The organism is Porphyrobacter sp. MBR-49 (genome assembly GCF_053628655.1).
Genome location: NZ_JBRJGU010000003.1, coordinates 287,099 through 313,171, shown reverse-complemented (window position 1 = coordinate 313,171; position 26,073 = coordinate 287,099). Strand labels below are relative to the sequence as shown.

Annotated in this window: 29 protein-coding genes; 7 read left to right on the top strand and 22 right to left on the bottom strand. The window is 62.5% G+C overall.

Going from position 1 to position 26,073, the window contains the following annotated elements; translation table 11 throughout:
• Positions 1-8 precede the first annotated feature (8 nt).
• From ACSSV3_RS06025 to ACSSV3_RS05985, 9 genes are all read right to left on the bottom strand, one after another.
• Positions 9-317, bottom strand: coding sequence for a 50S ribosomal protein L23 (locus tag ACSSV3_RS06025; protein ID WP_354322942.1), 309 nt, complete (start codon positions 315-317; stop codon positions 9-11).
• A complete protein-coding gene (gene rplD / locus ACSSV3_RS06020) occupies positions 317-967 on the bottom strand; it encodes a 50S ribosomal protein L4 (RefSeq protein WP_354322941.1) in 651 nt (216 codons plus the stop codon). Before rplD ends, ACSSV3_RS06025 begins: the two co-directional genes overlap by 1 nt.
• A gap of 3 nt (positions 968-970) precedes the next feature.
• Positions 971-1,765 carry a 50S ribosomal protein L3 gene (rplC, locus tag ACSSV3_RS06015; RefSeq protein WP_354322939.1) on the bottom strand — a complete coding sequence of 265 codons (795 nt, stop codon included), beginning with the start codon at positions 1,763-1,765 and terminating at the stop codon, positions 971-973.
• Positions 1,766-2,030: 265 nt separating this feature from the next.
• On the bottom strand, positions 2,031-2,342 hold the full coding sequence (gene rpsJ / locus ACSSV3_RS06010) for a 30S ribosomal protein S10 (protein ID WP_017665146.1): 312 nt from the start codon (positions 2,340-2,342) through the stop codon (positions 2,031-2,033).
• 328 nt (positions 2,343-2,670) lie between these two features.
• Positions 2,671-3,861 (bottom strand): elongation factor Tu, encoded by a 1,191-nt coding sequence (tuf, locus tag ACSSV3_RS06005; protein WP_354322937.1) that lies wholly within the window; start codon positions 3,859-3,861, stop codon positions 2,671-2,673.
• A 94-nt stretch (positions 3,862-3,955) separates the two neighbouring features.
• A complete protein-coding gene (fusA, locus tag ACSSV3_RS06000; protein ID WP_354322936.1) occupies positions 3,956-6,049 on the bottom strand; it encodes an elongation factor G in 2,094 nt (697 codons plus the stop codon).
• A 142-nt stretch (positions 6,050-6,191) separates the two neighbouring features.
• Positions 6,192-6,662 (bottom strand): 30S ribosomal protein S7, encoded by a 471-nt coding sequence (gene rpsG, locus ACSSV3_RS05995; protein ID WP_354322934.1) that lies wholly within the window; start codon positions 6,660-6,662, stop codon positions 6,192-6,194.
• A 128-nt stretch (positions 6,663-6,790) separates the two neighbouring features.
• Positions 6,791-7,162: a 30S ribosomal protein S12 gene (rpsL, locus tag ACSSV3_RS05990; RefSeq protein ID WP_006831873.1), complete on the bottom strand. Its 372-nt coding sequence runs from the start codon at positions 7,160-7,162 to the stop codon at positions 6,791-6,793.
• Between the two features lie 649 nt (positions 7,163-7,811).
• Positions 7,812-9,170: a hypothetical protein gene (locus tag ACSSV3_RS05985; protein ID WP_354322932.1), complete on the bottom strand. Its 1,359-nt coding sequence runs from the start codon at positions 9,168-9,170 to the stop codon at positions 7,812-7,814.
• A 684-nt stretch (positions 9,171-9,854) separates the two neighbouring features.
• Between ACSSV3_RS05985 and ACSSV3_RS05980 the strand changes: the two genes are divergently transcribed.
• A complete protein-coding gene (locus ACSSV3_RS05980; protein ID WP_354322931.1) occupies positions 9,855-10,409 on the top strand; it encodes a hypothetical protein in 555 nt (184 codons plus the stop codon).
• Between the two features lie 132 nt (positions 10,410-10,541).
• Here ACSSV3_RS05980 and ACSSV3_RS05975 read toward each other — a convergent pair whose 3' ends face one another.
• From ACSSV3_RS05975 to ACSSV3_RS05945, 7 genes are all read right to left on the bottom strand, one after another.
• Positions 10,542-11,342, bottom strand: a complete 801-nt coding sequence (locus ACSSV3_RS05975) for a LysR family transcriptional regulator (RefSeq protein WP_354322930.1) — start codon at positions 11,340-11,342, stop codon at positions 10,542-10,544.
• Positions 11,343-11,381: 39 nt separating this feature from the next.
• Positions 11,382-11,795 (bottom strand): Co2+/Mg2+ efflux protein ApaG, encoded by a 414-nt coding sequence (gene apaG / locus ACSSV3_RS05970; RefSeq protein WP_354322928.1) that lies wholly within the window; start codon positions 11,793-11,795, stop codon positions 11,382-11,384.
• A gap of 135 nt (positions 11,796-11,930) precedes the next feature.
• Complete coding sequence (locus ACSSV3_RS05965) at positions 11,931-12,329, bottom strand: energy transducer TonB (protein ID WP_354322926.1); 399 nt, start codon at positions 12,327-12,329, stop codon at positions 11,931-11,933.
• Between the two features lie 20 nt (positions 12,330-12,349).
• Complete coding sequence (locus tag ACSSV3_RS05960; RefSeq protein WP_354322925.1) at positions 12,350-12,970, bottom strand: 2-hydroxychromene-2-carboxylate isomerase; 621 nt, start codon at positions 12,968-12,970, stop codon at positions 12,350-12,352.
• A 22-nt stretch (positions 12,971-12,992) separates the two neighbouring features.
• Positions 12,993-13,478, bottom strand: coding sequence for a hypothetical protein (locus ACSSV3_RS05955; RefSeq protein WP_354322924.1), 486 nt, complete (start codon positions 13,476-13,478; stop codon positions 12,993-12,995).
• Positions 13,479-13,498: 20 nt separating this feature from the next.
• Entirely contained in the window at positions 13,499-14,716 is a 1,218-nt protein-coding gene (locus ACSSV3_RS05950) for a trans-sulfuration enzyme family protein (RefSeq protein WP_354322922.1), read from the bottom strand.
• Positions 14,717-14,726: 10 nt separating this feature from the next.
• On the bottom strand, positions 14,727-15,260 hold the full coding sequence (locus ACSSV3_RS05945) for a TetR/AcrR family transcriptional regulator (RefSeq protein ID WP_354322921.1): 534 nt from the start codon (positions 15,258-15,260) through the stop codon (positions 14,727-14,729).
• Positions 15,261-15,361: 101 nt separating this feature from the next.
• On the opposite strand from ACSSV3_RS05945, the gene ACSSV3_RS05940 reads away from it, so the two are divergent.
• The gene (locus tag ACSSV3_RS05940; protein ID WP_354322919.1) at positions 15,362-15,769 is read left to right on the top strand and encodes a hypothetical protein; all 408 of its coding nucleotides are present in this window, start codon (positions 15,362-15,364) and stop codon (positions 15,767-15,769) included.
• A 43-nt stretch (positions 15,770-15,812) separates the two neighbouring features.
• Positions 15,813-17,147, top strand: a complete 1,335-nt coding sequence (locus ACSSV3_RS05935) for a phospholipid carrier-dependent glycosyltransferase (RefSeq protein WP_354322917.1) — start codon at positions 15,813-15,815, stop codon at positions 17,145-17,147.
• A gap of 107 nt (positions 17,148-17,254) precedes the next feature.
• Here ACSSV3_RS05935 and ACSSV3_RS05930 read toward each other — a convergent pair whose 3' ends face one another.
• From ACSSV3_RS05930 to ACSSV3_RS05905, 6 genes are all read right to left on the bottom strand, one after another.
• Entirely contained in the window at positions 17,255-18,346 is a 1,092-nt protein-coding gene (locus ACSSV3_RS05930) for a glycosyltransferase family 2 protein (protein ID WP_354322915.1), read from the bottom strand.
• 4 nt (positions 18,347-18,350) lie between these two features.
• Complete coding sequence (leuB, locus tag ACSSV3_RS05925) at positions 18,351-19,409, bottom strand: 3-isopropylmalate dehydrogenase (RefSeq protein WP_354322914.1); 1,059 nt, start codon at positions 19,407-19,409, stop codon at positions 18,351-18,353.
• Positions 19,410-19,422: 13 nt separating this feature from the next.
• Entirely contained in the window at positions 19,423-20,022 is a 600-nt protein-coding gene (gene recO, locus ACSSV3_RS05920) for a DNA repair protein RecO (protein ID WP_354322912.1), read from the bottom strand.
• 16 nt (positions 20,023-20,038) lie between these two features.
• Positions 20,039-20,290, bottom strand: coding sequence for an accessory factor UbiK family protein (locus ACSSV3_RS05915; protein ID WP_354322911.1), 252 nt, complete (start codon positions 20,288-20,290; stop codon positions 20,039-20,041).
• Between the two features lie 48 nt (positions 20,291-20,338).
• Complete coding sequence (locus ACSSV3_RS05910) at positions 20,339-20,887, bottom strand: TspO/MBR family protein (protein ID WP_354322909.1); 549 nt, start codon at positions 20,885-20,887, stop codon at positions 20,339-20,341.
• Positions 20,888-21,144: 257 nt separating this feature from the next.
• Positions 21,145-21,924, bottom strand: a complete 780-nt coding sequence (locus tag ACSSV3_RS05905; RefSeq protein WP_354322907.1) for a TlyA family RNA methyltransferase — start codon at positions 21,922-21,924, stop codon at positions 21,145-21,147.
• Between the two features lie 35 nt (positions 21,925-21,959).
• Between ACSSV3_RS05905 and ACSSV3_RS05900 the strand changes: the two genes are divergently transcribed.
• From ACSSV3_RS05900 to ACSSV3_RS05885, 4 genes are all read left to right on the top strand, one after another.
• Positions 21,960-22,499: a hypothetical protein gene (locus ACSSV3_RS05900; RefSeq protein WP_354322905.1), complete on the top strand. Its 540-nt coding sequence runs from the start codon at positions 21,960-21,962 to the stop codon at positions 22,497-22,499.
• An 878-nt stretch (positions 22,500-23,377) separates the two neighbouring features.
• Positions 23,378-24,457, top strand: a complete 1,080-nt coding sequence (locus tag ACSSV3_RS05895; protein WP_354322904.1) for a branched-chain amino acid aminotransferase — start codon at positions 23,378-23,380, stop codon at positions 24,455-24,457.
• Positions 24,454-25,380 carry an oxygen-dependent tRNA uridine(34) hydroxylase TrhO gene (gene trhO, locus ACSSV3_RS05890; RefSeq protein WP_354322903.1) on the top strand — a complete coding sequence of 309 codons (927 nt, stop codon included), beginning with the start codon at positions 24,454-24,456 and terminating at the stop codon, positions 25,378-25,380. The genes ACSSV3_RS05895 and trhO overlap by 4 nt, the downstream gene beginning before the upstream one ends.
• On the top strand, positions 25,377-26,030 hold the full coding sequence (locus tag ACSSV3_RS05885; RefSeq protein ID WP_354322901.1) for a glutathione S-transferase: 654 nt from the start codon (positions 25,377-25,379) through the stop codon (positions 26,028-26,030). The genes trhO and ACSSV3_RS05885 overlap by 4 nt, the downstream gene beginning before the upstream one ends.
• Positions 26,031-26,073: the final 43 nt, after the last annotated feature.

The following is a 26,073-nucleotide window of genomic DNA, read 5'->3' as shown; positions in this document are numbered from 1 at the left end:
CCTTGGCCTCAGATACCGCTGGTGATGTCGATCATCTCACCCTCAGCGAGGGTGACGATGGCCTTCTTCACGTCGGAGCGCGTGTAGGGCTTGCCCTTCCAGCGCTTGGTCTTGCCCTTCATGATCAGGGTGTTCACCGCGACGACCTTCTTGTCGTAGATCGCTTCGATGGCTTCCTTGATCTGCGGCTTGGTCGCGCTGCCCGCAACCTTGAACACCACGGCGTAGTTTTCCGACGCCAGGGTTGCCTTTTCGGTGATGTGAGGGCTGAGGATCACGTCATAGTGACGCGCATCAACGGTCTGCTTCTTAGCCATTAGTTAGCCCCTCCCGGAAGGGCGAAGCGCGCCTCCAGCTTTTCGACAGCAGCCTTGGTTAGCACCAGCGTGTCATGGTTGAGGATGTCGTAAACATTGGCGCCCATCGCCGGCATCACGTTGATGCCCGGCAGGTTGCCAGCAGCCTTGCGGAAGCCCGCATCGACCTGCTCGCCGTCGATCACCAGCACCTTGCCCGAAAAACCGGCATTGGCGAGGTGGCTCTTGAGCACCTTGGTCTTGGCTTCGGCGAGTGCGAGCGTGTCAACCACGACGAGCCCGTCCTTGGCCTTCGATGACAGCGCCATCTTGAGGCCGAGCGCACGGATTTTCTTGTTGAGCGATTGCTCAAACTCACGCTTGCGCGCGCCGTGGGCCTTGCCGCCGCCGATGAAGATCGGGGCTGCGCGGTCGCCGTGACGGGCGGTGCCGCCGCCCTTCTGCTTGCCGAACTTCTTGCCGGTGCGGGCCACGTCCGAACGCTCACGCGTCGGGCGGGCGGTGCCGCGGCGGTTTTCGAGCTGCCAGGTCACGACCCGGTGCAGGATATCGGCGCGCGGCTCGATGCCGAACACGTCATCCGAAAGCTCGATATCAGCGCCAGCGCCCTTGAGCGCCTTGCCGTCGATGTTCTGAACCTTAATTTTCATGGCTCAGCCTTCCTTATTTTCGTCGGTGGCCGGAGCGTCGGTTTCGACAGCTTCAACCGCGACCACGTCTTCAGCAGCCGTTTCGGCAACCGAGGGGGTCTCTTCCGCGACAGGTGCGTGCTTCGACAGGACAGCGCCGGGGAACGGCACGCCTTCGGGAAGCGGCAGCTTCACCGCGTCACGAACCAGCAGCCAGCCATTCTTAGCGCCGGGAACCGATCCCTTGACGAACAGAAGGCCGCGCTCCGCGTCGGTGCGGACGATTTCGAGGTTCTGCTGGGTGCGCTGACGGTCGCCCATGTGGCCGGCCATCTTCTTGCCCTTAAACACCTTACCAGGATCCTGACGCTGACCGGTCGAACCATGCGCACGGTGCGAGATCGAAACGCCGTGGGTGGCGCGCATACCGCCGAAACCCCAACGCTTCATGGCCCCTGCAAAGCCCTTGCCCTGCGTGTGGCCGGTAATGTCGACCATCTGGCCGGCAATGAAATGTTCGGCGCTGATGGTCGAACCGACCGGCACGAGGCCATCGGCGTTTTCGACGCGGAATTCAGCGACGCGCTTTTTCAGGCCGACATCGGCCTTGGCGAAATGTTCACGCTGCGGCTTGGCAACGTTCTTTTGCTTGGCTTCGCCCGCGCCGAGCTGGACTGCGAAATAACCATCGCGTTCAGCTGTGCGGTGCGACACTACCTGGCAATCTTCCAGCGCGAGAACGGTCACAGGCACGTGCCGTCCGTCCTCCTGGAAGAGGCGGGTCATCCCGACTTTCTTTGCGATAACGCCGGTGCGCATCGTCAGTTTCTCCTCAACAGAGGCACCCGCAGACCATCCGCAGGTGCTTGGCGGGCCACGGCGATAAACCGCCGCAACCCCGTTCAGCCCGAATTGTCTTGCATCGCCCCGTCCGGGCTGAGTGCTCTGGCAGGCCGGATGGCCGCTGGAGCGAGACGGGGGACGCGGCCCGGATAATTATCCGGCGGTATCCACCCTATCGTCAGATCAGGCAGTTCGCCTGAACGATAGAGGCCCCTGCCGAAGCGGGGGCATTTCGGCTGGCTTACGCCAGCTTGATCTCAACATTCACGCCAGCTGCCAGATCGAGCTTCATCAGCGCGTCGACGGTCTGGGCGTTGGGCTGCACGATATCGAGCAGCCGCTTGTAGGTGCGCACCTCGAACTGCTCGCGCGACTTTTTGTCGACGTGCGGGCCGCGGTTCACGGTGAACTTCTCGATACGCGTCGGCAGCGGAATGGGGCCACGAATAAGAGCGCCAGTGCGGCGGGCCGTATCTGCGATCTCTCCAGTGGCCTGGTCGAGAACGCGGTGATCGAACGCCTTGAGGCGAATACGGATATTCTGAGCTTCCATGTCCAACTACCGATGCGAAAGAGCCAAGGATCCTCCGGTTGCCCGGCATTTCCCAAAAAACAAAGGCCAGCCTCGCTCATTTTCCGGTTTCCCGAGAGCGGGCGGCCTCATTGAATGTCGTTCCAACACAGACGAATCTGCGTCGGGAGCCGCGCCTATACGGAGCGTGTAGGATTCTGGCAAGAGCCAAGTGTAAGGAAATTGCGCGGCAAGGAAATGCATCCCGCCCGACACCAAAAACCACGCGGCCCCATACAACAAGGCCCGGCTCTCATGCGAGAGCCGGGCCTCAATGTCGTTCACCTTCGCCCCTTAGCGGAGCAAAAGCTTACTTGGTGATCTTGGCAACGACGCCCGAACCCACGGTGCGGCCGCCTTCGCGGATTGCGAAGCGCAGGCCTTCGTCCATGGCGATCGGTGCGATCAACTTGACGCCGATGGTCACGTTGTCGCCCGGCATCACCATTTCGGTGCCTTCGGGAAGGATCACTTCGCCGGTCACGTCGGTGGTGCGGAAGTAGAACTGCGGGCGGTAGTTGGCGAAGAACGGCGTGTGACGGCCACCTTCGTCCTTCGACAGCACGTAGACTTCGGCGCTGAACTCGGTGTGCGGGCTGACCGAACCGGGCTTGCACAGCACCTGGCCGCGCTCAACGTCTTCACGGGCAACGCCGCGGATCAGGGCGCCGACGTTGTCGCCAGCTTCACCGCGATCAAGCAGCTTGCGGAACATTTCCACGCCGGTGACGGTGGTCTTGCGGGTGTCCTTGATGCCGACGATTTCGACTTCGTCGCCCACATTCACAATGCCGGTTTCGATACGGCCGGTCACCACGGTGCCGCGACCCGAGATCGAGAACACGTCTTCGATCGGCATCAGGAACGGCTTGTCGATCGGACGGTCAGGCTGCGGGATGTGCGCGTCGACGGCTTCGATCAGAGCGATGATCGAATCCTTGCCGATGGCGTCATCACGGCCTTCGAGAGCGGCGAGAGCCGAACCCTTGATGATCGGAATGTTATCACCGTCAAAATCATACGACGACAGCAGTTCGCGCACTTCGAGTTCGACGAGTTCGAGGATTTCCTCGTCATCGACCTGATCGACCTTGTTCATGTACACGACCAGCGCCGGCACGCCGACCTGACGGGCGAGCAGGATGTGCTCACGGGTCTGGGGCATCGGGCCGTCAGCTGCGTTCACCACCAGGATAGCGCCGTCCATCTGGGCGGCACCGGTGATCATGTTCTTCACGTAGTCGGCGTGACCCGGGCAATCGACGTGCGCATAGTGACGCGCAGCCGATTCATATTCGACGTGTGCGGTCGAGATGGTGATCCCGCGCTCACGCTCTTCGGGAGCCTTGTCGATGTTGGCGAAATCGACGGCAGCGCCGCCATAGACTTCGGCCATCACCTTGGTGATCGCTGCTGTCAGCGTGGTCTTGCCATGGTCAACGTGACCGATGGTGCCGATGTTGCAGTGCGGCTTGTTCCGCTGGAATTTTTCCTTGGCCATTTCTCTGGTGTACCTTCTTGAATGAAATCGTGTGTTCGCGCGAGAACGGCGGTGCCCGCTGAATCAGGCGCCGCCCCTAAACCGTCAGGCCGGGTTAGGCAAGTTTCTCCTTGACCTCGGCTGCGACGTTGGCGGGAACCTCGTCATAGTGCGAGAACTGCATGGTGTAATTCGCGCGCCCTTGCGTGAACGAGCGCAATTCGTTGACGTAGCCGAACATATTGGCGAGCGGGACAAACGCCTCGACCGCCTGGGCATTGCCGCGCGTGTCGGTGCCCTGAATCTGACCGCGCCGACTGTTAAGATCGCCGATGACGTCGCCCAGATAATCATCCGGAGTCACCACTTCGACCTTCATGATCGGCTCGAGCAGCTTGATCCCGGCCTTCTGCGCGACTTCACGCATCGCACCGCGCGCGGCGATTTCGAACGCAATCGCGCTCGAGTCGACGTCGTGGTACGCACCATCGGTCAGCTTGATGCTGAAATCGATGATCGGGAAGCCGACCAGGTGCCCGCTGGCAGCCTGTTCGCGGAAACCCTTTTCAATCGCCGGGATATATTCGCGCGGGATGTTCCCGCCCTTGATCACGTCTTCAAAGATCACGCCCTGACCACGCTCACCGGGGATTACCGTCACCTTGACGCGGCCGAACTGGCCTGAGCCACCCGACTGCTTCTTGTGGGTGTAATCCACCTCGACTTCGCGGGCGAGGTATTCGCGGTAGGCCACCTGAGGGGCGCCGACATTGGCCTCGACCTTGAATTCGCGCTTCATGCGATCAACCAGAATGTCGAGGTGCAACTCGCCCATGCCCTTGATGATCGTCTGGCCGCTTTCGTGGTCAGTCGACACGCGGAAAGACGGATCTTCAGCCGACAGGCGGTTGAGCGCGATGCCCATCTTTTCCTGGTCAGCCTTGGTCTTGGGTTCCACCGACAATTCGATCACCGGTTCAGGGAATTCCATCCGTTCGAGAACGATCGGTGCCTTTTCCGCGCACAGCGTGTCGCCGGTGGTGGTTTCCTTCATGCCCGCAAGCGCAATGATGTCACCGGCAAAGGCTTCATCCACGTCCTTGCGTTCGTTCGCGTGCATTTCCAGCATGCGCCCGACTTTTTCCTTCTTATCCTTGACCGAGTTCAGGTAGGTGCCCTTGCCCAGCACACCCGAATAGATGCGGATGAAGGTCAGGCTGCCGACGAACGGATCGTTCATCACCTTGAACGCGAGCGCGCTGAACGGCGCTTCGTCGGTCGCGGGGCGGCTGTCAGGCTCGTTGCTGTCCATCTTGAGGCCCTGAACATCAGGGATGTCGAGCGGCGACGGCAGGTAATCGACCACCGCATCGAGCAATGGCTGAACGCCCTTGTTCTTGAATGCAGAACCGCAGCAAACCGGCACGAAAGACTGGTTGAGCGTGCCCTTGCGGATCAACGCCTTCAGCGTCGCCACATCAGGCTCGTTGCCTTCGAGATAGGCCTCCATCGCGTCATCGTCCTGCTCAACCGCAAGCTCGATCAACTCGCTGCGATAGACAGCGGCTTCGTCAGCCATGTCGGCGGGGATCTCTTCATAGAAGAATTCGGCGCCCAGCGCTTCGTCCTTCCAGATGATCGCGCGGTTGTTGACGAGATCAACCAGACCCTTGAGGTCGGCTTCGATGCCGATCGGAAGATAAAGCACCGCCGGACGCGCGCCGAGACGGTCGATGATCGACTGGACGCAATATTTGAAGTTGGCGCCGGTGCGATCCAACTTATTGATGAAGCACATCCGGGGGACGCCGTATTTGTCAGCCTGACGCCATACGGTTTCGGACTGGGGCTCAACCCCGGCCACGCCGTCAAAACAGGCGACCGCGCCATCGAGCACGCGCAGGGAGCGTTCGACTTCGATTGTGAAGTCAACGTGTCCGGGGGTGTCGATAATGTTGATGCGGTGTTCGGGGCCCTTGCCGTCTTCGGCCTGCCAGAAACAGGTCGTCGCGGCCGAGGTGATGGTGATACCGCGTTCTTGCTCCTGCTCCATCCAGTCCATCGTCGCCGCGCCATCGTGCACTTCGCCGATCTTGTAGGACTTGCCGGTGTAGAACAGAATCCGTTCAGTGGTGGTGGTCTTGCCGGCGTCAATATGCGCCATAATGCCGATATTGCGGTAGCGTTCGAGCGGATGGCTGCGTGCCATGATGCGTTCCTCAGGTTGGCTGGAGCGGAGCAGGCCACCAAGGCCTCGCGCGCGCTCCATATAGTTGCTTTTGTGACAGCGGAAAGACCGACCGCCCCTTTTTCACAAGGAGGCGGTCAGGCGTTTCCCCTGCCCCGCGCGCTTACCAGCGGTAATGCGAGAAGGCGCGGTTGGCGTCAGCCATGCGGTGCGCGTCTTCGCGCTTTTTCACAGCATTGCCACGGTTGTTGGCGGCATCCATCAACTCACCCGACAGCCGCGCTGCCATCGTGGTTTCCGGACGGCCGCGCGCCGCAGTGATCAGCCAGCGGATCGCCAGCGCCTGAGCGCGTTCGCTCCGCACTTCGACCGGCACCTGATAGGTCGCCCCGCCAACGCGGCGGCTGCGCACTTCGACCTGCGGCTTCACATTGTTGAGCGCATCATGGAACAGCTGGATCGGATCGGCCTTGGACTTTTCCTCCACCGTGGCGAGCGCGCCATAGACGATCTTTTCAGCAACAGCCTTTTTCCCGTCGAGCATGAGGTTGTTCATGAACTTCGACAGTATCTGATCACCATACTGGGGATCGGGCAGAATGACCCGCTTTTCGGGACGACGACGACGTGACATTTGCTTGTCTCCAAAATCTCTAATTCGTCTCCCCGGACTTGATCCGGGGCCCCGCTCCTTTTCCGGTGCCCATTTGAGCAACCAAGGCAGCGGGATCCCGGGTCAAGCCCGGGACGACGGAAGGGCCATTACTTCGGACGCTTCGCCCCATACTTGGAACGGCTCTGTTTGCGATCCTTAACACCCTGCGTATCGAGCACGCCGCGCAGGACGTGGTAACGCACACCGGGAAGATCGCGCACACGCCCGCCGCGGATCAGTACGACGCTGTGTTCCTGCAGGTTGTGGCCTTCACCGGGGATGTAGCTGATCACTTCGCGCTGGTTGGTCAGGCGCACCTTGGCAACCTTGCGCAGCGCCGAGTTCGGCTTTTTCGGGGTCGTCGTGTAAACACGGGTGCAAACGCCGCGCTTCTGCGGGTTCTGCTCCATCGCAGGGACCTTGGACTTGGCCTTCTGCGGAACGCGGCCCTTGCGGACCAGCTGGTTGATTGTCGGCATTAAGTTCTCACTTCACCTTTTTGTCGACCCTTCCGGGCGGGAAACCGGTTCCCACTTTCCCTGAAGGGATCGATACGAGGGTGACACGGGCGCCGGAAGTTGAAGGAGGAGAAGAATAAGCCCTGATTCGTCACCCCAGCGAAAGCTGGGGCCTAGGGCCGCAAGCACTCAGCTGGCGGCGGGAGATCCCAGCTTTCGCTGGGATGACGAAGAGACCGAAACGCTCCACCCGCAAATCCGGCCCTTCGGCCACCGGGTTACTTTGACGGCTGCCCCTCTGGGAGAGACGCACCGGCAATGTTCAGCTCGATCCGGGTATGACCCCGGAAGATGCGGGCCCTTAGGCGGGTTTGGGCGGGGGGTCAAGGGTTGGTGTTGGAGGGGCGGCGGCACCACAACAGCGAGCCTGCCAACAAACGGCGCGCAGCGAAACTAACCTATGGCACAATAACGGCGGCGCAGCGCCGCAAGGCCGACCGGCCGCCCGAGCGAATGCGAGGAAAGCCAAGGCGGACGGACGTCCGCCGCCCGGCGCTTGAGGGCGAAAACAAGAGACTCGCGGGGCCACTAACCCCCGCGTTCGTCGCGCTGGCGAAGAGTGGGATCCATACCGCAACTCAGATCTATAATGAATCTGTTTTTCAGTGAATTAAGCTTCCGCATCACTTGATGCGCTAGACGCCTCGTTGTCCGACTGGTCAATCTCGTCATTTGTCGGGAACGTCGCGCGCACGGGTTTCGGCGGCGTGGCCTGCCATGATCGCAAGTTTTGCCCAACGAGGTCATAGAAATCTCTTGAGCAAGCCTCAAGCGTCTCAATGAAAGTTCGACGACCAACGAACCGCTTAGCGTCCACTTCGATCAAGAGAACCTCAAACGAATGCGGTGCTGCATCCGACTTATCATTGTCGATAGCGTCAGGATCAAGACGAAGTAATCCTACGTCTTTCTGCGTCGGCGGCCTTCTTCCCGGCCAGTGCGCCCGAATTGCAAGTCGCGAGTCATCATCCTTAAGCATACGAAGAAGCCAATTTACACGTGCTTTGGTGGATTTTCGATCTTGCGGAGCTTTTAGCTTCATACTGAAAACAATTGATCTTCGCGTTAAGTCCGCGCACAACTCTATGTCTGACGCCGCAGCTGGCACAACAAAACTACCAACAAGTCTATGATCTTCTACGAGTGTCTTGCAGCCATCCTTGAGTCTTGCTGTTGGATCACTCAACAGGTTTCGCTCAACCTTTACAAAAACAGACTCACCAATATGGCTTGAAAGCAACAAACTCATATCTTTTAATTCTTGGAACCAAGCATTAATCGTTTCCTCTACTTCAAAGCTTGTTCGCTTCAAAGTCTCTTGATTTGAGACCGCCTGTGCAACGTCTTTCCAACTTGGCCCCATCTGCGTGAACCGCTCGATCCCAGTAGTAGGGTGGCTCAGCAAACGCTTGAATTCCCTAATAAGAAAATCTTGCTCATCATCTTCAACCCGGTTCTGATGCGATAAAATATCACATTGCGTTTGAATCCAAGTCCATGACCAATGAAATAATGATACCTTTTTTAGTAATGACTTAGGTATATTTAATGGCGAAACATCAGCGCGTGCAACAAACTGATTTGATATCGTAATTACAGCATCAATACCGTTCGCTTTCGCGGCTTCTATGTAACGTGTCACTTGGTCATATTGAAGATCGAATTTTCCGATTTTTGCTTCAATCAAAGCCGTCCATGTATTTTTTCCATTCCGAATGACAATCAAGCCATCGGGTCTGTTTTTTATTTCTGACGCGTCATTCAAAACAATCTCAGTGTAAGATTCAATTTGCGATCTCTTGCCAATCCGAAGACCAGTGGAGCCGAAAAGCACTTCTGCCAAAGCCGGGATTTTTGGAAGCAACGCGAGCAAAATCGAGGCAATTCTGCCTTCGCGGCTTGTGTCGGCTAACACGGGAAAAAGGCGTGCTCGCTCACCTTGTTTAACCATTTCCGGCAAATCACGCATTCCGTAATTCCTCGATCCAACAATTGTGAAAAAACTGCCCCTAAGCGCAATAATTATCTCATGTTAGCTACTTAGTTTGCCATCTATCAAGGATTCATTGGCCAAAAAATGGCTTCGTGGCTCCGCGCGTTGATTGTTTCCGCCCTCAAGCGCCGGGCGCGGGCCGTCCGGCCCGCTTGGCTTACGCGCCATAAGGCGCGGCGCGCAGTCGCGCTTGCGGCGCTGCGCGCCGGTTCATCGCCATTCGCACGGTCGGTGGCCCCTCGCCCACCCCCGACCCCTCCCGCCAGCGGGAGGGGAGTTAAGGCCCCTCTGCGTCTCCCCTTCTTCTCTGCGTGAAACCCTGCTTCGCACCTCGCGCTTCCATCTTCGCGCCTTTGCGTCTTCGCGTCTTCGCGTCTTCGCGTCTTCGCGTCTTCGCGTCTTCGCGTGAAACACAAAAAGCGGGGCCCCGGGTCAAGCCCGGGGCGACAAAAAGGGGGGACGGACGCTACCCCCTCCCCTCCGCGAGTTGTTTGTTGACGCCCTCAAGCGCCGGGCGCAGCGCATCCGCGCTGCTTGGCTACGCGCCATAAGGCGCGGCGCGCGGTCGCGCTTGCGGCGCTGCGCGCCGTTTGGTGCCATACGCGGCGTGGTGGCTTTCCCCATTTTCCTACTCGGAAAATCCGTGCCACCCGCTGGCCTATGCATGATGCTTCCTTCCCTCCCCCCACCAAGCGCAACAAGCGCGCCGTCCCGCGGCAGGCGACCTCTGATGTTGCGTGGGAGCTTACCAATATCGACATTCCGGACGATGATCCGCTGCTCGATTTCGAACCCGTGCCGCACAGCCGCCCGCGCCGCAATTCGATCACCCCCGATCTCCAGCGCGCCTTTATCGCGCATCTCGCCGCGACCGGGATCGTCAAATCCGCCGCCGCCCATATCGGCAAAAGCCTTGAGGCGATTTACAAGCTGCGCCAGCGGCCCGGCGCGCAGGGGTTTTGCGAGGCGTGGGACGAGGCGCTGCGCTGGGGGGTGTTGCGGCTGGAGGATTGCGCGATCGAGCGTGCGCTGGCCGAGGGGCTCTCCAACCTGCGCGCCAATTCGATGCTCGCCTGGGTGCTGCAATATCGCGGCTTCATGCGGGTTGAGGCGCACGATGTTATCCCCGGCCACTGGCTGTATGAAAGCATCAAGGAAAAGGTGCTGCGCGAGGAGAGGGAGAGGAGGCGGCGCAAGGCAGAGCCATCGACCTAGAACCAAACGGCGCGCAGCCGCCGCAAGGCCGACCGGCCGCCGGAGCGAATGCGAGGAAAGCCAAGGCGGACGGACGTCCGCCGCCCGGCGCCTGAGGGCGCCCACAAACGACTCGCGGATGCGCTGCGCAAATTAAGACCCCAGAAACTCCACCAGCGCCCGCACCTTGCGGCTGCGCCATTGCGGGCGCGGGGCGAGTAGCCAGTAGCCGCGCTGGGACGGCTCCGGCCCCTCGATCACTTCCAGCGCGCCGCGCGCAATCGCGCCTTCGGCCAGCGCCAGTGGCAGAATGGTGCGCCCCATCCCCGCAAGCGCCGAAGCCAGCGCCTGACCGGGGCTACCTGCCTTGACGCAAGCGTTGATTCCATCGGGCAGCGGCGCGCCGGGCCAGTCGATCCACGGCCCAGAGACATTGGCGCGGTGCTGCGGCGCGGCCACGGTGACGCGCATCGCCGGGGCCAGCGGCACACCCTCCAGCTCACCCGGCCCGTCGGCCAGCCGGATCGCCAGATCAAGGTTCGCCTCGGCAAAATCGGCGTGTTCATCGGCGGCGAGGATATACTGGATGCCCGGCGTATCCGCCTGAAACCGTGCCAGCCGGGGGGCGAGCCATTCGGCGAAGAATTCGCGCGGGGTGGCGATGGTATAGCGGTCAGACGCCTGACCCGCCTGCATCACGTCGACGCTTTCCTCGAACCTGAGGAACCCTTCGCGCAAGGGGTCAAGCCCGGCGGTGCCTTCCGGCGTCAATTCCAGTCCCTTGGGCGTGCGGCGGAACAAGACCACGCCGAGCACATCTTCCAAGGCGCGGATCTGCTGGCCGACGGCGGCCGGGGTCACCGCCAGTTCATCCGCCGCGCGGGTGAACGACAGGTGGCGCGCCGCAGCATCGAACACGCGCAGGGCGTTCAGGGGGAGATGGGTGCGTTTCACGCGAGGGGAATTAGGCGCGGGCGCGGCTGACCGCAAGGATCAACGCGTGCTGCGTCCCTCAGCCGTTTCGGGCGCGGCGAGCGGGAAGAACGGGATCCGCACTTCGGCTGGCGATCCATCGGGCCGTTCAAAGGTGTAGAACCCTTCCATCGAACCGAACGGCGTCGTCAGCGGGCAGCCCGATACGTAATCATGGCTCTGCCCGGGGGAAAGCAGCGGCTGTTCACCCACCACGCCTTCGCCATCGACATGGTTCACCATCCCGCGCCCATCGGTGATCCGCCAATGCCTGGTGCGCAGGCGCATCGGTTCGTGCGAGGCGTTTTCGATGCGGATGTGATAGACCCAGAACCACTTGCCCGCCTCTGGATGCGATTGTTCGGGCAGATAGTTGACGGCAACCCGGACGGTTACTCCGTCAGTGGTGGCTGCGTGCTGGAAGAGTTCTTTCATAACGCCTCTCAACGTAGCGATTTGCGCATCCGTCACAAGAGGCTGAGTATCCTTAATCCCCGCTGTATGCTGCTATCCGTTCTATTTCGCTGAAAGTGCCGCAGCCGGGTGGGCCAGATTGTTCGCCGCCCGCAGCTATTCCCAGGAAAGGTGGAATGACATGGGGATCCGGAACCGGCCACCGGCTTCAATACCCGATCCGATCTTGATCCGCGCCATCGCAACGCCCTTGCGGGCTGCTTCGCGGAAAATGGGATGTGTGCAGTCAGGCCGGATATCCTGCGGCACGCCGTCCTGGTCGAGCGTGAGCGCCACCATGCAGCGCCCCTCAATACCATACCGTAGCGCTGCTGACGGGTACTCGACCAGCGGGGCTACACTGTAAAGCGACGCGCCTTGGATCGGCAGCAGTATCCCCTGCGCTTGGTCGGGCGAATCCGCCGGTGGCTCCGCGGCGGCAGGCGGTTCGGCAATCGGCGGCCCGGCAAGCGCAGAGGCGATGACCGGAGCGACAATCATTAGCAGGGCATACATGGCTCGTTCCTTCGGGTGTCTTATTGGCCCGCCAACAGTTCCTCGATCTGGCCGAGGCGTTCCTTGCCGAAGAACATTTCGCTTTCGCCGCCCTTTGGCCCGACGAACATCGTGGGAATGCCGAAAGCGCCGCGCGCAACCACGGCGTCGGTGTTGGCGGCAAGGCGTTGTTTCACTGCATCGGTCTGCGCGCGGGCGAACAGATCGGCGGCGTCAAAACCTGCCGCGTTCAGCACTGCGCCGATGGCCTGCGGATCGGTGATATCCAGCCCGTCCTCCCAGATCGGTCGCAGCAGCGTGTCGGCAAACTGCACCCCGCGCCCGTCTTCGTCGGCTGCGGTCAGCATCCGTTGCAGGAGAATCGAATTGAACGGGAATTGCGGGTGCAACCGGTATTTGCCCAGCCCGTGGCGGGCAATAAAGCGCTGCATTTCCAGCATCGCATAGTCGTTCTTGCCCTTAACCTCGCTGTCGCGGATCATCGGCGGCGCGTTGCCGGTCAACTTGTGCATTCCGGCCAGAAACACCGGGATCACGTCAAGTTCAGCCTCATAACGATTAACCAGATCGCGCAGCGGCCACCACACCAGATAGGCATTGGGGCTGACGAAATCGAATACGAGTTCAACGCGGATTGCCATGATGTTGCTCCGTTAGCAGATCTTAAAAATTAAATGGTCTGACATACTCATCCAAAGCCTTCAGAACCGGCGAAGGCATCCGACCAGTTTCACAAGTCGAAAATACTGATCCTTCGAATACCTTCCGGCCATCAACGAACCATCGGGACCCATTGGAGAGATCTTTATTGAAGTAGCACACTGCTCCCTTCGATCCATCATACTTGACCGCGACAACCCAGCGGTGATCGTCGCAATTGTGCTGTTCACAGGCCGACATCTGAAGATAACCGTCAAGACCATCGATTGGGCCAGCCGTATGCTCATCAGACAGAACCATTTCCTGCAAAAATTGCTGCGGAATCGAGCGCCGAACGACTCTGACAACTTCCGATCTCTGAAGAAAAGTCGAACCGTCAACCTCGTCGAATGGATACTTATTGAAGTATTTTACAAGCGCTTCGCTTTCCTGCGCGGCTAGCGGAGCAGCGAATAACGGTAAAAGCACCAAAGTTGTAAGCGCGCGCATCTGTAGAACTCCACTTGCAGCTAAATCCCCGCCGCTTTAAGCGCCTGATCCATGTCTTCGACCAGATCGGCGATGTCTTCGAGGCCGACATTGATCCGCAGCAGGCCTTCGGTCACGCCCATATCGGCGCGGGCTTCTTCGGTCATGCCGGCGTGGGTGGATGATGCCGGGTGGCACATCAGGCTGCGCGCGTCACCGATATTGTTGGAGATATCGATCAGCGCGAGCGCATCGAGCACCGCAAAGGCGCGCGCGCGGGTGCCGACGTCGAGCGCGAAGATCGGGCCGGTCGCATCCATCTGCGCCTTGGCAAGGGCGCGGCGCGGATGACTCGGCAGGCCGGGGTGGAGCAGGTGCCCGCCCGCCTTGGTTACGCGCGGTTCAAGGAATTCGCCCAATGCCACCGCCTGCTCGGATTGCTTGAAGGCGCGCAGGGGCAGCGTCTCCAGCCCCTTCATTACCACCCATGCATTGAACGCCGACAGCGTCGGCCCGGTGTTGCGCTGAAACGGCAGCAGCACATCGTCAATCCATTGCTGCGATCCGCAAATCGCACCCGCCAGCACCCGCCCCTGCCCGTCCATCAGCTTGGTCGCGGAATAGGCCACCACGTCCGCGCCGAACTCCATCGGGCGCTGCAACACCGGCGAGGCAAAGGCGTTGTCCACCACGCTGGTGATCCCATGCGCGCGCGCCACCCCGCAGACATGCGCGAGATCAACGATATCGAGCGTCGGATTGGCAGGCGTTTCAAAGAAGAACACCTTGGTGTTGGGCCGGATCGCGGCCTCCCACGCGGCATTATCGGCGCTGTCGATGACGGTGGTTTCGATCCCGAACCTGGGCAGCAGAGTATCGACCAGCCAGCGGCAGCTTCCAAACGCAGCCCGGGCGGAAACCACGTGATCGCCTGCGGAAAGCTGACACAGCAAAGCCGCCGTCATCGCCGCCATGCCGCTCGCCTGCGTACGGCAAGCCTCGGCCCCCTCCATCAGCGCAATTCGTTCCTCCAGCATCGCCACAGTGGGGTTTTGCAGGCGCGAATAGGTCATGCCGGCCGCATCGCCCGCGAACCTGTCGGCCACGGTCTGCGCATCGTCATAGGTATAGCCAGAGGTGAGGAACAGCGCCTCACTCGTTTCGCCATGCTCGCTGCGCCAGGTGCCGCCGCGCAGCGCCTTGGTGGCGGGGCGCCAGTTGGCGGTTGCGGCGCGATCCATTCCGGTGGTCTTTTTCATGCGCCGCTGCTTAGGGCCGCAAAAGCCCGCTCGCAAGCAGGCCGTCATGCGCAGTGTCACCGTGATCGATGGCGCCGAGCATCAGCGTGCCTTCGATCAACGTCAGCAGATAGCGTGCGCCGCCCTTGGGATCGGGATCGTCGGCGGGCATCTGGGTTTCCAGCCAGCCGAGCAGTTCATCCATCATCGCGCGGGCGGCTGTGCGGTAACTGGCTATCCCGCGCACCGCGCCCGCGACGATTTCCCACCACAGCGCCAGGAACGGCTGCATGGCCGGTGCATCCCCCTGCGCCAGAATGCGGGCGACAACCTCACCGCGGCTGGCCGCGCGCGCGCTGCCCATCGCCGCATCAAGCGCGGCGGCATAGACTTGCGCAATATGCCCGAGCAGATCGGCCATCAGCGCTTCCTTGCTGCCAAAGTGATAGAGCAGCATCCGGTCGGATGTCCCCGCCGCACGGGCCAGCGGGCGCAGGCTCGCCTGACCCAGCCCATGCGTGAGAACATGCGCGGCGAGCAGCGGTAACAGGCTATCTCTGGTCATTGGCGGCTTTTTGGCAGGTTCGTTCATAAGGCACTTGTAGCGGTTGCTACACCTTGCTACAAGCCTGTGTAGCAAGTGCTACATTTATCGGAGACGCCACCATGGATATTTCCTTCACCCCTTATGTCGCCCTGTTTGCAGGCGGACTTGTCGCCGCGCTGATCGCGGTCGTCTGGGTGCTCACCAAGCGGCAAACCATCGGCAGCCCGGCAATCGCGGCGGCGTTATGCGGCGGATTTGCCGCCTATACCGGCGTCACCATCTGGGCCGAGGGGGTCATGCCAGCGCTGGTCAACCACACCAGCAACCTGTGGGGTGTGCAGGTATGGTGGGATCTGCTGATCTCGCTCACCATCGCGCTGTTCCTGATTGTGCCGCGCGCGCGCGCTGCGGGGATGAACGTGCCTTTGTGGACGCTGTTCATTGTCGCCACCGCCAGCATCGGCCTTGCCGCGATGTGCGCGCGGTTGTTCTGGCTCGAACGCCAAGCTGCTGCGCGCGCCGCATAATCCTCCTTGCCCTCGGCCAAGGCGCTGCTTAATCGCAAGAACCATGGCCGAGGCGCGCGCGTCCCTTTCTGCTGACACCGCCGCGCCGGCGCATCCGCGCGATCCGCTGGCGTGGGTTGCCGCGATCACCGCCGCCTTTGCAATGCTGGCAGGCTGGCGGTTGGCGGTCCCGTCAATCCCCGTGTTTGACGAGGTGCATTACATCCCCGCCGCGCGCGAATTGCTGAGCCTGTTCAACGGCGGGTTCGGCGATTACCTCAACCCCGAACACCCGATGTTGGGCAAACATCTGATTGCGCTGGGCATGGCTATGTTTGGCGATAGCCCGCTGGGGTGGCGGATCATGCCGCTTGCCTTCGGCACGCTGGCGCTGTTCGCATCGATGCGGGCGCTGTGGCACGCCAGCGAAGACCGGTTCGCTTGCATCGCGTTCGGGGTGTTGCTCGCCACCGGGTTTCACCTGTTCATCCAGTCACGCATCGCCATGCTCGATGTGTTCATGGCGGCGTTTCTGGCGGTGGCGGCGTGGCAGTTTGCAGGGGCAATCCGTCAGCCGGAAACCGGCCGCTGGCGGCTGGCGCTGACCGGAATTGCGCTGGGCTGCGCGATGGCGGCAAAATGGAACGCGGTGCCGCTGGCGATGCTTCCGGGGCTGGTATTCTTCGCCGCGCGCATTTCAGCCGGGCGGCGGCGGCTGTTCCTCTCACGTCGCGGTGCGCCGGTGCCGGGGATGACGCTGGTTGAGGCGTTTGTGTGGCTCGGCATTGTGCCGCTCGTGATCTATGCGCTGACATTTGTGCCGGGCTACTGGCTGGGCGATACCTTGCGCCCTTCTCCGCTGGCGCAGCACGGGTTGATCGGGTTGCACCGCGAGATCCTCGGCTTGCAACAACAGGTGCTTACGCCGCACACCTATCAGAGCAATTGGCAGCAATGGGTGCTGAACACGCGCGGGATCTGGTATCTTTACGAGGTCGTCGACGGGGCGCAGCGCGGGGTGCTGTTAATCGGCAATCCGCTCACCATGCTGCTCGGCCTGCCCGCGTTGGCGTGGTGTCTGGTGATCGGCGTGTGGCGCGGCGATTGGGCGCGGCTGGGCGTGGTGATCGGCTATGCCGCCGCGCTCGGCCTGTGGCTGATCGCGCCCAAGCCGGTGCAGTTCTATTACCACTATTTCGTGCCGGGGTTCTTCCTGCTCGGCGCGCTGGCACTGGCGCTGTCAGACCTGCGCCGGGCCGGTTGGGGCAAATGGCTGGCGTGGGGGACACTGGCGGCATCGGCGGGGCTGTTCGCGCTGTTCTACAAAGTGCTTGGCGCGGCTCCGCTGGAAGGCGCGATGAGTTTCGCCAAGTGGGCGTGGTTGATGGGGTGGAGATGATGAACCCCACCTTCGTCATTGCGAGCCGCAGGCGAAGCAATCCAGAGCGTTGAGCGCGACGCTCTGGATTGCTTCGTCGCTGCGCTCCTCGCAATGACGAGAATTACTCAAAACCTACCCCACACGAAGCGGCTCGACAGGGCGTAGTTCCACACCGACCCGACCAATATCCCCGCCAGTGCGGCGAGCGCCCACAGCACGCCCTGCGCTTCCAGAAAAGTCGCCACCGCGACATTGGCGAAGGCACCCACGGCGCAGGTGGCGCAGAAACCCAGCCAGCCGCGCAGCACCCGCCCCCAACCCTTCAACCGCTTGTCCCGGTAGGTCAGCCAGTTGTTGAGCCAGAAGTTGAAGCTCATCGCCACCAGCACCGCGCCCGTTTGCGCCAGTGCAAAGCCTTCGCCCATCACAAACAACAACGCGGAGAGCACGGCGAAATGCACCACCACGCCCAGCGCGCCGACCGTTCCAAACAGCGCAAAGCGGGTGGGGATCACTTGCCCCAAAGTTTTGTCATACAACCCGGCGAGGAAATCGAGCAGCACCGCACGGTCAAGCTTGCTTGTCCCTGAAAGGCGCGCGGCGAATTGCAGCGGAAACTCTTTCACCCGCATCGGCGTATCAGCGGTGGCCAGCAGGTCGAGCAGAATCTTGAACCCGATGCCTGACAGGCGCGGCACCAATGCGCGCGCGCGGGCGGTTTGCAGCATGAAATAACCGCTCATCGGGTCGGTCAGTTCAACCCCGGTGAGTTTGCGCGCGAGGCGGTTGGCGAAGGCGGAGAGGCGCTCGCGTTCGGGCGCGGCCCAATCGGCTGTGCTGGCTCCGGGGGCGAATCGGCTGGCGACGGCGATATCCGCGTCCCCCGCCTTCAACGCCGCCAGCATCGCGGGCAGCAGCGCCGGGTCGTGCTGATGGTCGGCGTCCATCACTGCCACATAGGGCGCGGCGGTGGCGCAAAATCCCTCAATCGCGGCGCTCGCCAACCCGCGCCGCCCGATCCGCTGGATCACCCGCACGCGCGGGTCGGTCTGCGCCAGCGCACGGGCCTCATCCGCCGTGCCATCGCGGCTGTCGTCATCGACGATGATGACTTCCCAGCCCTGCGCGCCCAGCGCATCCGCGATCCGATCGACCAGCGGGGCGAGATTGCCGCGCTCGTTCAAGGTCGGCAGGATGATCGCGAGGTCAAGCGGCATGGTGTCAGAGGCGCGCGCGCACCGCCTCCCCGATGGCGACGGTGCCGTGGCTGCCGCCCAGATCACCGCCGAGGAACCCGTCCGCCAATGCTGCTGAGACGGCAGCCTCGATCCGCGCAGCCTCAGCCTCACGCCCAAACGAATGGCGCAGCATCATCGCGGCTGACAGGATCGTTGCCATCGGATTGGCCTTACCCTGCCCGGCGATATCCGGCGCGCTGCCGTGGATCGGTTCATACAGGCCAAAGGTGCCATGCGCTGTCTGCCGCTCCCCCAGCGATGCACTCGGCAACAGCCCGATGGAGCCGACCGCCGCGCTCGCCAGATCGGAGAGAATATCACCAAACAGGTTGCCCGTCAGCACCACACCGAACCGATCCGGATGGCTAACCAGCTGCATCGCGGCATTATCAACATACATGTGATCGAGCGGCACGCCCGGATATTCCGCCGCAACCTCCACCACCACATCGCGCCACAACTGGCTGGTTTCCAGCACATTGGCCTTATCCACGCTGGTGAGCGGATGCCCGCTCGCCGCCGCCGCGCGGAACGCGACATGGGCGATGCGGCGCACTTCGTTGTCGGCATAGGACATCGCGTCCCAGCCTTCACGCTCGCCCGCATCATTGATGCGCTGGCCCTTGGCGCCGAAATAGACATCGCCGGTCAGCTCGCGCACGATCAGCAGATCGAGGCTGGCGGCAATATCGGCGCGCAGCGGGGAGAGATGCTCCAGCCCAGCAAACACCCGCGCCGGGCGCAGGTTGGCGAACAGGCCCAAGTGCTTGCGCAACCCCAGGATCGCCTGTTCGGGCCGCAAGTGCCGATCGAGCGCGTCGCAATCGGGATCGCCCACCGCGCCGAACAGGATGGCATCCGCCGCGCGCACCATGTCGAGCGTTTCTTGCGGCAGCGGGTGGCCGTGGCGCTTATAGGCGATCCCGCCGACATCGCCTGTGAACAATGTCAGCTCCGGCAGCGCAAGGCTTTCAAGCACCGCGACCGCCTCTGCCGTCACTTCAGGGCCGATCCCGTCGCCGGGCAGAACTGCGATTTTCACTGGGTTGATCCCTTTACACCATGCGCGCCAACCGTTCGGTCAGCAATTTCCGCGCGGCCATAACATCGCCTTTGCGCCCTGCAAGCAGGTAGTGCGCGAGCAGGCCTTCCATCGCGGCCAGCGCCTGCATCTGCGCCGACCAATCGCCGCCATTGTCAGGCGGCCCGCCGCCATAGCCCAATTCGCGCAGCAACAGCGTTTCATAGGCGATCAACCCGCTCACCCACCCACGCGCCGAGGGCGCATGGGCGACCGCATCCAGCAGCGCGTCGAGCGCATCATACAGCCCCGGATAGGCATTGCGTTCGGGCAGCGCGGCGGCGGTCAGCCCGCACACCCACTGGATTGCAGCGGCGGGCAGCGGCTCGGTCATCAAGGCGGCGCGCGAATGTTCGAGTTCCAGCCGCGCAAACGGCAATTGGCTGGCGGCGCGGGTGATGAGGTCAAGCGCGACGCGGTTGCCCGGCACCATCACCGCGCGCATCTGACGCCCGCGCCCGCCCGCGACATAACCCGCGACCAACCCGGCCTCAGCGGTCAGCAGGCGCGCAATCGCACCCGTCTCCCCCTGCGGGCGGCTGGCGAGCAGAATCGCGGGTGCGCGCAGGTTCATGCCTGCGACCCGGCGGTTATTTCCTGGTGGATTTGGCTTCCAGCGCAGCCAGCCGCGCCTCAAGCGCATCGGCCTGTTCACGCGCCTTTTGCGCCATCGCCTTGACCGTGTCGAATTCTTCGCGGCTGACGAAATCGATCCCGCCAAACGCTTCGCGCATCCGTTCCCGCGCGCTATCGCGAGCCTCGCGGGTCATGCCCGCCATCGTCCCGGCGGCGCTGTTGGCGATTTTGACAAGGTCGGCGATGATCGGGTTCTGGCTTTGCATGACAGGTTATTTGGCGATTGGGCGGCGTATTGTCCAGTGGGTGGGCGCCTAGAATTGCACCCGCGTTTGCGCGCCGCCATCCCCGCGTGCGCCGCCATCGGGATTCACCGCGATGAACTGATAATTGAGCACACCTGCAAAACACAGCCACGCCAGATAGGGCAGCAGCAACCACACGGCCCCGCGCCGCACCCGCCAGATCAGCGCCAGCGCGATCAGCAGCAAAACCACCGAGCCTGCGATCACATAGAGCGCGGACTGCATGTCCTGCATCCCGAAAAACACCGTGGTCCAGCTTTGCGTCACCAGGAACTGCACCGCGAACGCGATCAGCGCGATGCCCCGCCCGCGCGCGCCCCACGCGCTCGCCACCAGCGCCAAAGCCAGCCCGATCATGATGAACAGCGCTGTCCAGACGATACCGAAAGCCGCTGGCGGGGGGTAAATTGCGGGCTTCACCAACCCGGCAAACCACGCCGTGTCAGGCCCCGCCACGCGGCCAGCGACAAAGCCGATCAACAGCACCAGCGGCACCAGAAACAGCGCCCAGCGCAAAAAACTGGCGCGCAATTGTGCTTTGGAAGCAAGGACGTTCATGAATTCCCCTCGTACCGCGAGCGCGCAGCGATTCTGCCCGCCAACCCGTTTCCTGCGCGATAACAGAGCCAGCGCGCCGCGCCAACTTATCCCGTCCGCCCCGCCCCTTAATGGTGCACCGGGCCGGGTGGCGCACCTTTGCTCGGATCAATATTCGGCCAAATGGACTATTCCAGCGCGCTAAGACGCTGACGCATCACGCGCTGGAAATGCTCAGGTGCCGCACGGGCTTATACCAAAGCCCGATGAGGCGGGCCTCATCGAACTTTGGTAAACCCCCGCCGGGCAGCGATCAGGAATTCGACATTGCCTTGCGGGCCGGTAATCGGGCTTTCCACGATGCCTGAAATATCCCAGCCAAGCCCTTCGATCCATTCACGAACCTCTGCGCAAACCCGCGCGTGCAAAGCAGGGTCGCGCACCACCCCGCCCTTGCCCACTTCATCGCGCCCGACCTCAAACTGCGGCTTGATCAGCGCGACCAGCTGGCATGGCGTGGCGGCGAGTTTCAGCGGCACGTCGAGCACCTTGGCGAGGCTGATGAAGCTGGCATCGCATACCACCCAATCGCAGGGCCGGTCGATCAGCTGCGGCGTCAGGATTCGCGCGCTGGTCTGTTCGAGCACAGTCACACGCGGGTCTTCGCGCAGCCGCCACGCCAGCTGGTTGGTGCCGCTGTCGACCGCAAAGACGTGATCCGCGCCGTGCGATAGCAGCACATCGGTAAACCCGCCGGTGGAGGAACCAATATCCATCGCGGTCGCGCCCGCCGGGTCGAGGCCGAAATGTTCGAGCGCGTGGGCCAGCTTGACCCCCCCGCGGCTGACCCATGGATGATCGCGCCCGCGCACGTCGAGCGCCGCGTCCTCGGCAATCTGCTGCCCCGGCTTGTCAATCTTCGCCTCACCCACGAACACCAGCCCCGCCATCACCAGCGCCTGCGCCCGCGCGCGGCTTTCCGCCAGCCCACGATCAACCAACAGTTGATCGACGCGGCGCTTTTGCGGCTTTGCGGGACGAGTGGAGTTTTCAGGCATGGACAAGCGCGGGCTGTAGCGCGCAAAGTGAGCGGATGAAAGCTGCTGTCCCCGTTCTCGTTTCCGCCCTGATGCTGACCGCCTGCGTTCCGGCCAGCACCGCGCCTGCATCGGCCCCTGCGCCTGAACCCGTAGCGCGCCCTGCGCCTGTTCCCGTCGCACCGCCGCCGGAAATTCAATCTCCAGCCTATGACAACTGGATGGATGCGCCGGCCTCAGCCGGTGACTGGCGCTACACCGCACAAGGCGGACGTAGCGAGGCGACCTTTTGGGGGCCGGGTGAACGCCCGATGATGCGGCTGCGCTGCCCGGCGGATCGGCGCGGCGTCATCCTGTCGCTGCCCGAAAGCGGATCGCCGCGCCCGCTAGTCACCATCCGCACCGAAACCACCACCCGCACCCTTACCATGCAGCCCGCCGGGGGTGAGGTGATCCTTGCGCTCAGTGCAAATGACGCGCTGCTCGATGCAATGGCGCTCAGCAAGGGGCGGTTTGCGGTAGAGGCGACCGGCCTGCCCGCGCTGATCGTGCCGTCTTGGGCCGAAGTAACTCGGGTGATCGAGGATTGCAGGTAGCCTTTGTTGCGAACCCGCCTCCGCAGGTTCGTCCTCGGCGCTGCTCCTTCGCTGCGCTACGGGCCCCTGCGGGCGGGCAGTCGCCCTTGCGGGCCCTGAGGGCCCGGTGCCGGAGCCAGCCATGAGCCGAGCCGGGCCTCAGGCCCGCGAGCGCAAGCGCGCGAGCCGCAGGCGCTCCGCCGCACGGCGGCGGTAGTAGCGCCGAGGATGTCCGCGCGGAGGCGCGGACACACACAAGAACTCCCGATTCTATACGTTAATATCCACAGGCCCATGCACAGCCTGTCCACAGGCAACGCCGCAACGAAAAAACGCCCGAGGTGTCCCTCAGGCGCCCATGCCGCAGCGGAAAATCAGTATGACGTGGGAAAAGTTAAATACAAGTCTTGTCCTTGTCACGTCCATGATTCACATATGCACCTGAGGCCAGCGGCGAACGCGGCTCTCGGCCCCCGGTGATGCGGCGGGTCTGGCTCACAAGCGCGAAAGGAGGTGATCCGATGTCTCATGGTTCAGTAGCGAGGTCGGTGAAGATCCCTACGGAGCATACTCGGTAATTCTCTGGCCGAGTAAGGCTTCGTGAGCGGCACTTCCGGCCGCTGACCATGCAAAGGGCAGTTCCCCGACAGGTGGAGCTGCCCTTTTCATTTGAGTTTTTTGTGTTTCGAACCCGCCTCCGCGGGTTCGTCCTCGGCGCGTTTCTGCCGCTGCGCGGCAGAGCACCTGCGGGCGCGCGGCCGCGCTTGCGGGCCTGCAGCCCGTTCTGGTCCTCCCCTTCAGGGGAGGGGGACCATCCGTAGGATGGTGGAGGGGCGAGCGATGGTGATGCTCCCAACACACATCTTGCCCAAATCCCCGCGCAGGATTAGGCGCAAATCATGCAGTTCACCCGCACGCCCCACCCCGCGCCTACGCCCGATGACATCCGCGCCGTAAGGATCGCCGATCCGGGCTTTGGAACCGTGTTCACCGATCACATGGTAGTGGTCGACTATGACGAAGCCTTGGGCGGCTGGCAGACGCCGACCATCGGCCCGCGCGGCCCGATCAGCCTCGATCCTGCCGCCAGCGTGCTGCATTACGCGCAGGAAATCTTTGAAGGCATGAAAGCCTATGCCCACGCCGACGGCGGGCTCGCGCTGTTCCGGCCCGAAGCCAACGCGGCGCGGTTCAACGCCAGCGCGCGGCGCATGGCGATGCCCGAAATCCCCGAAGAACTGTTCCTCGCCGCAGTGCGCGAAGCGGTGGTGGCCGACGCCGCCTGGCTGCCACCGGTTGATGGCGGCGCGCTCTACATCCGCCCCTTCATGTTCGCGTCCGAAGCCTTCCTCGGCGTGCGGCCCGCGCGGCAATACAAGTTTATTGTGATCCTCAGCGCCGTCGGCAATTACTTCAAAAAGGGCGTGAACCCGGTCAAAATCTGGGTCGCGCAGAGTTACACCCGCGCAGCCCCCGGCGGTACCGGGGCGGCCAAGACCGGCGGGAATTATGCCGCCAGCCTCGTTCCGCAGGCCGAAGCGACCGCGCAAGGCTGCGATCAGGTGGTGTTCCTCGACGCGATCGAACACCGCTGGGTTGAGGAGTTGGGCGGGATGAACCTGTTCTTCGTCCGGTCGGATGGCAGCGTCATCACCCCGCCGCTGACCGGCACGATCCTGCCCGGCATCACCCGCGATTCGCTGATCGCGATGCTGCGCGAAGAAGGGCTGGAGGTGCGCGAGGAGCCTTATTCGATCGACCAGTGGCGCGAAGAGGCCGAAAACGGCACCCTGCTCGAAACGATGGCCTGCGGCACTGCGGCGGTTGTCACCCCGGTTGGCACAGTCGCCTCACACGCAGGCGAGTTCCACATCGGCGCGGGCGGGATCGGGCAGATGACGGCGAAAATGCGCGAACGGCTGGTCGGCATCCAGAACGGCCAGATCGCCGACACGCATGGCTGGGTGATGCGGGTTTGATCCAAGTCGCCGCGCTCTACAAGTTCACGCCCTTCCCCGATCCCGAAGCCTTGCGTGCGCCGCTATTCGCCGCTTGCGAGGCGCATGGCATCAAGGGCACGTTGCTGCTCGCCCGCGAAGGGATTAACGGCACCATTGCGGGCACCGACAATGCGCTGGCTTCGGTGCTTGGGGCTATCCGGGCGCTGCCGGGTTGCGCTGACCTCGACGTGAAATACTCCGCCGCGCCTGAAATGCCGTTCCACCGCATGAAAGTGCGGGTGAAGCGCGAAATCGTGACGATGGGCGAGCCGGACATCGACCCCACGCTCGCCGTCGGCCACTATGTCGATCCGCATGACTGGAACGCGTTGATCGCTGACCCTGATACGGTTCTGATCGACACCCGCAATGATTACGAAGTCGCGGTCGGCACCTTTGCGGGCGCGGTCGATCCGCAGACGCCCAGTTTCCGCGATTTCCCCGCGTGGTTCCGCGCTCACCGCGACGAATTGCTCGATGGCAAGAGGAAGGTAGCGATGTTCTGCACCGGGGGCATCCGCTGCGAAAAATCGACCAGCTTCCTGCGGGCAGAAGGCGTGGAGGAGGTTTACCACCTCAAGGGCGGCATTCTGAAGTATCTCGAACACATCCCTGAAACGCAAAGCCTGTGGCAAGGCGAATGCTTCGTGTTTGATGAGCGGGTGACGGTGCGCCACGGGCTGGAACCGGGATCATACGCGCTGTGCCGCGCCTGCCGCCGCCCGCTTGACGCTGCTGCGCTGGCCCATCCCGATTACGAGGACGGGGTCAGCTGCCCTGCCTGCATCGACGAACGCACCCCCGAACAGCGCGCCGGTTACGCCGAACGCCAACGGCAGGAGGCGCTGGCCAAGGCACGCGGCGAAGTGCATGTCGGCGCGGTGCTTCCGCCGAAGCCGTGACCAAAATCCCTACCCTCTATTCCTTCCGCCGCTGCCCCTATGCGATGCGGGCGCGCATGGCGTTATGGGTGGCGGGGATTGCGGTGGAATTGCGCGAGGTGAAACTCGCTGCCAAGCCGCCAGAACTCATCGCAGCATCGCCGAAAGCGACCGTGCCGGTGCTGGTGTTGCCTGACTCCACCGTGATCGACGAAAGCCTCGCGATCATGCGCTGGGCTTTGGCGCAGCACGATCCCGAACACTGGCTGGCGGGCGATGATGCGGCGCTGATCGCGCGCAATGACGGGGCGTTCAAACACCATCTCGACCGCTACAAATATCCGCACCGCTATCCCGATGAGACAGCCGGCGATGAGGCCACATTCCGCCTTGATCATCGCACGCATGGCTTGTCGGTGTTGCTTGATCTCGATGCGCGTCTTGGCATGAGCGCCTATCTGATTGGTGATCGCCCCACCCTTACCGACATCGCGCTGTTCCCGTTCATCCGGCAATTTGCCAACACCGATCGCGACTGGTTCGATGCGCAGGGACTGCCGCATATGCAGGAATGGCTGGAACGACACCTCGCCTCCCCCCTGTTCGCCGCCATCATGCCCAAATTCGCGCCGTGGCGAAGCGGCGACACGCCGATCCGCTTCGGGCCGTAGAAATCCCGCACCGCAGCAATTTCCTTTGGGTGCGCGGCAATTG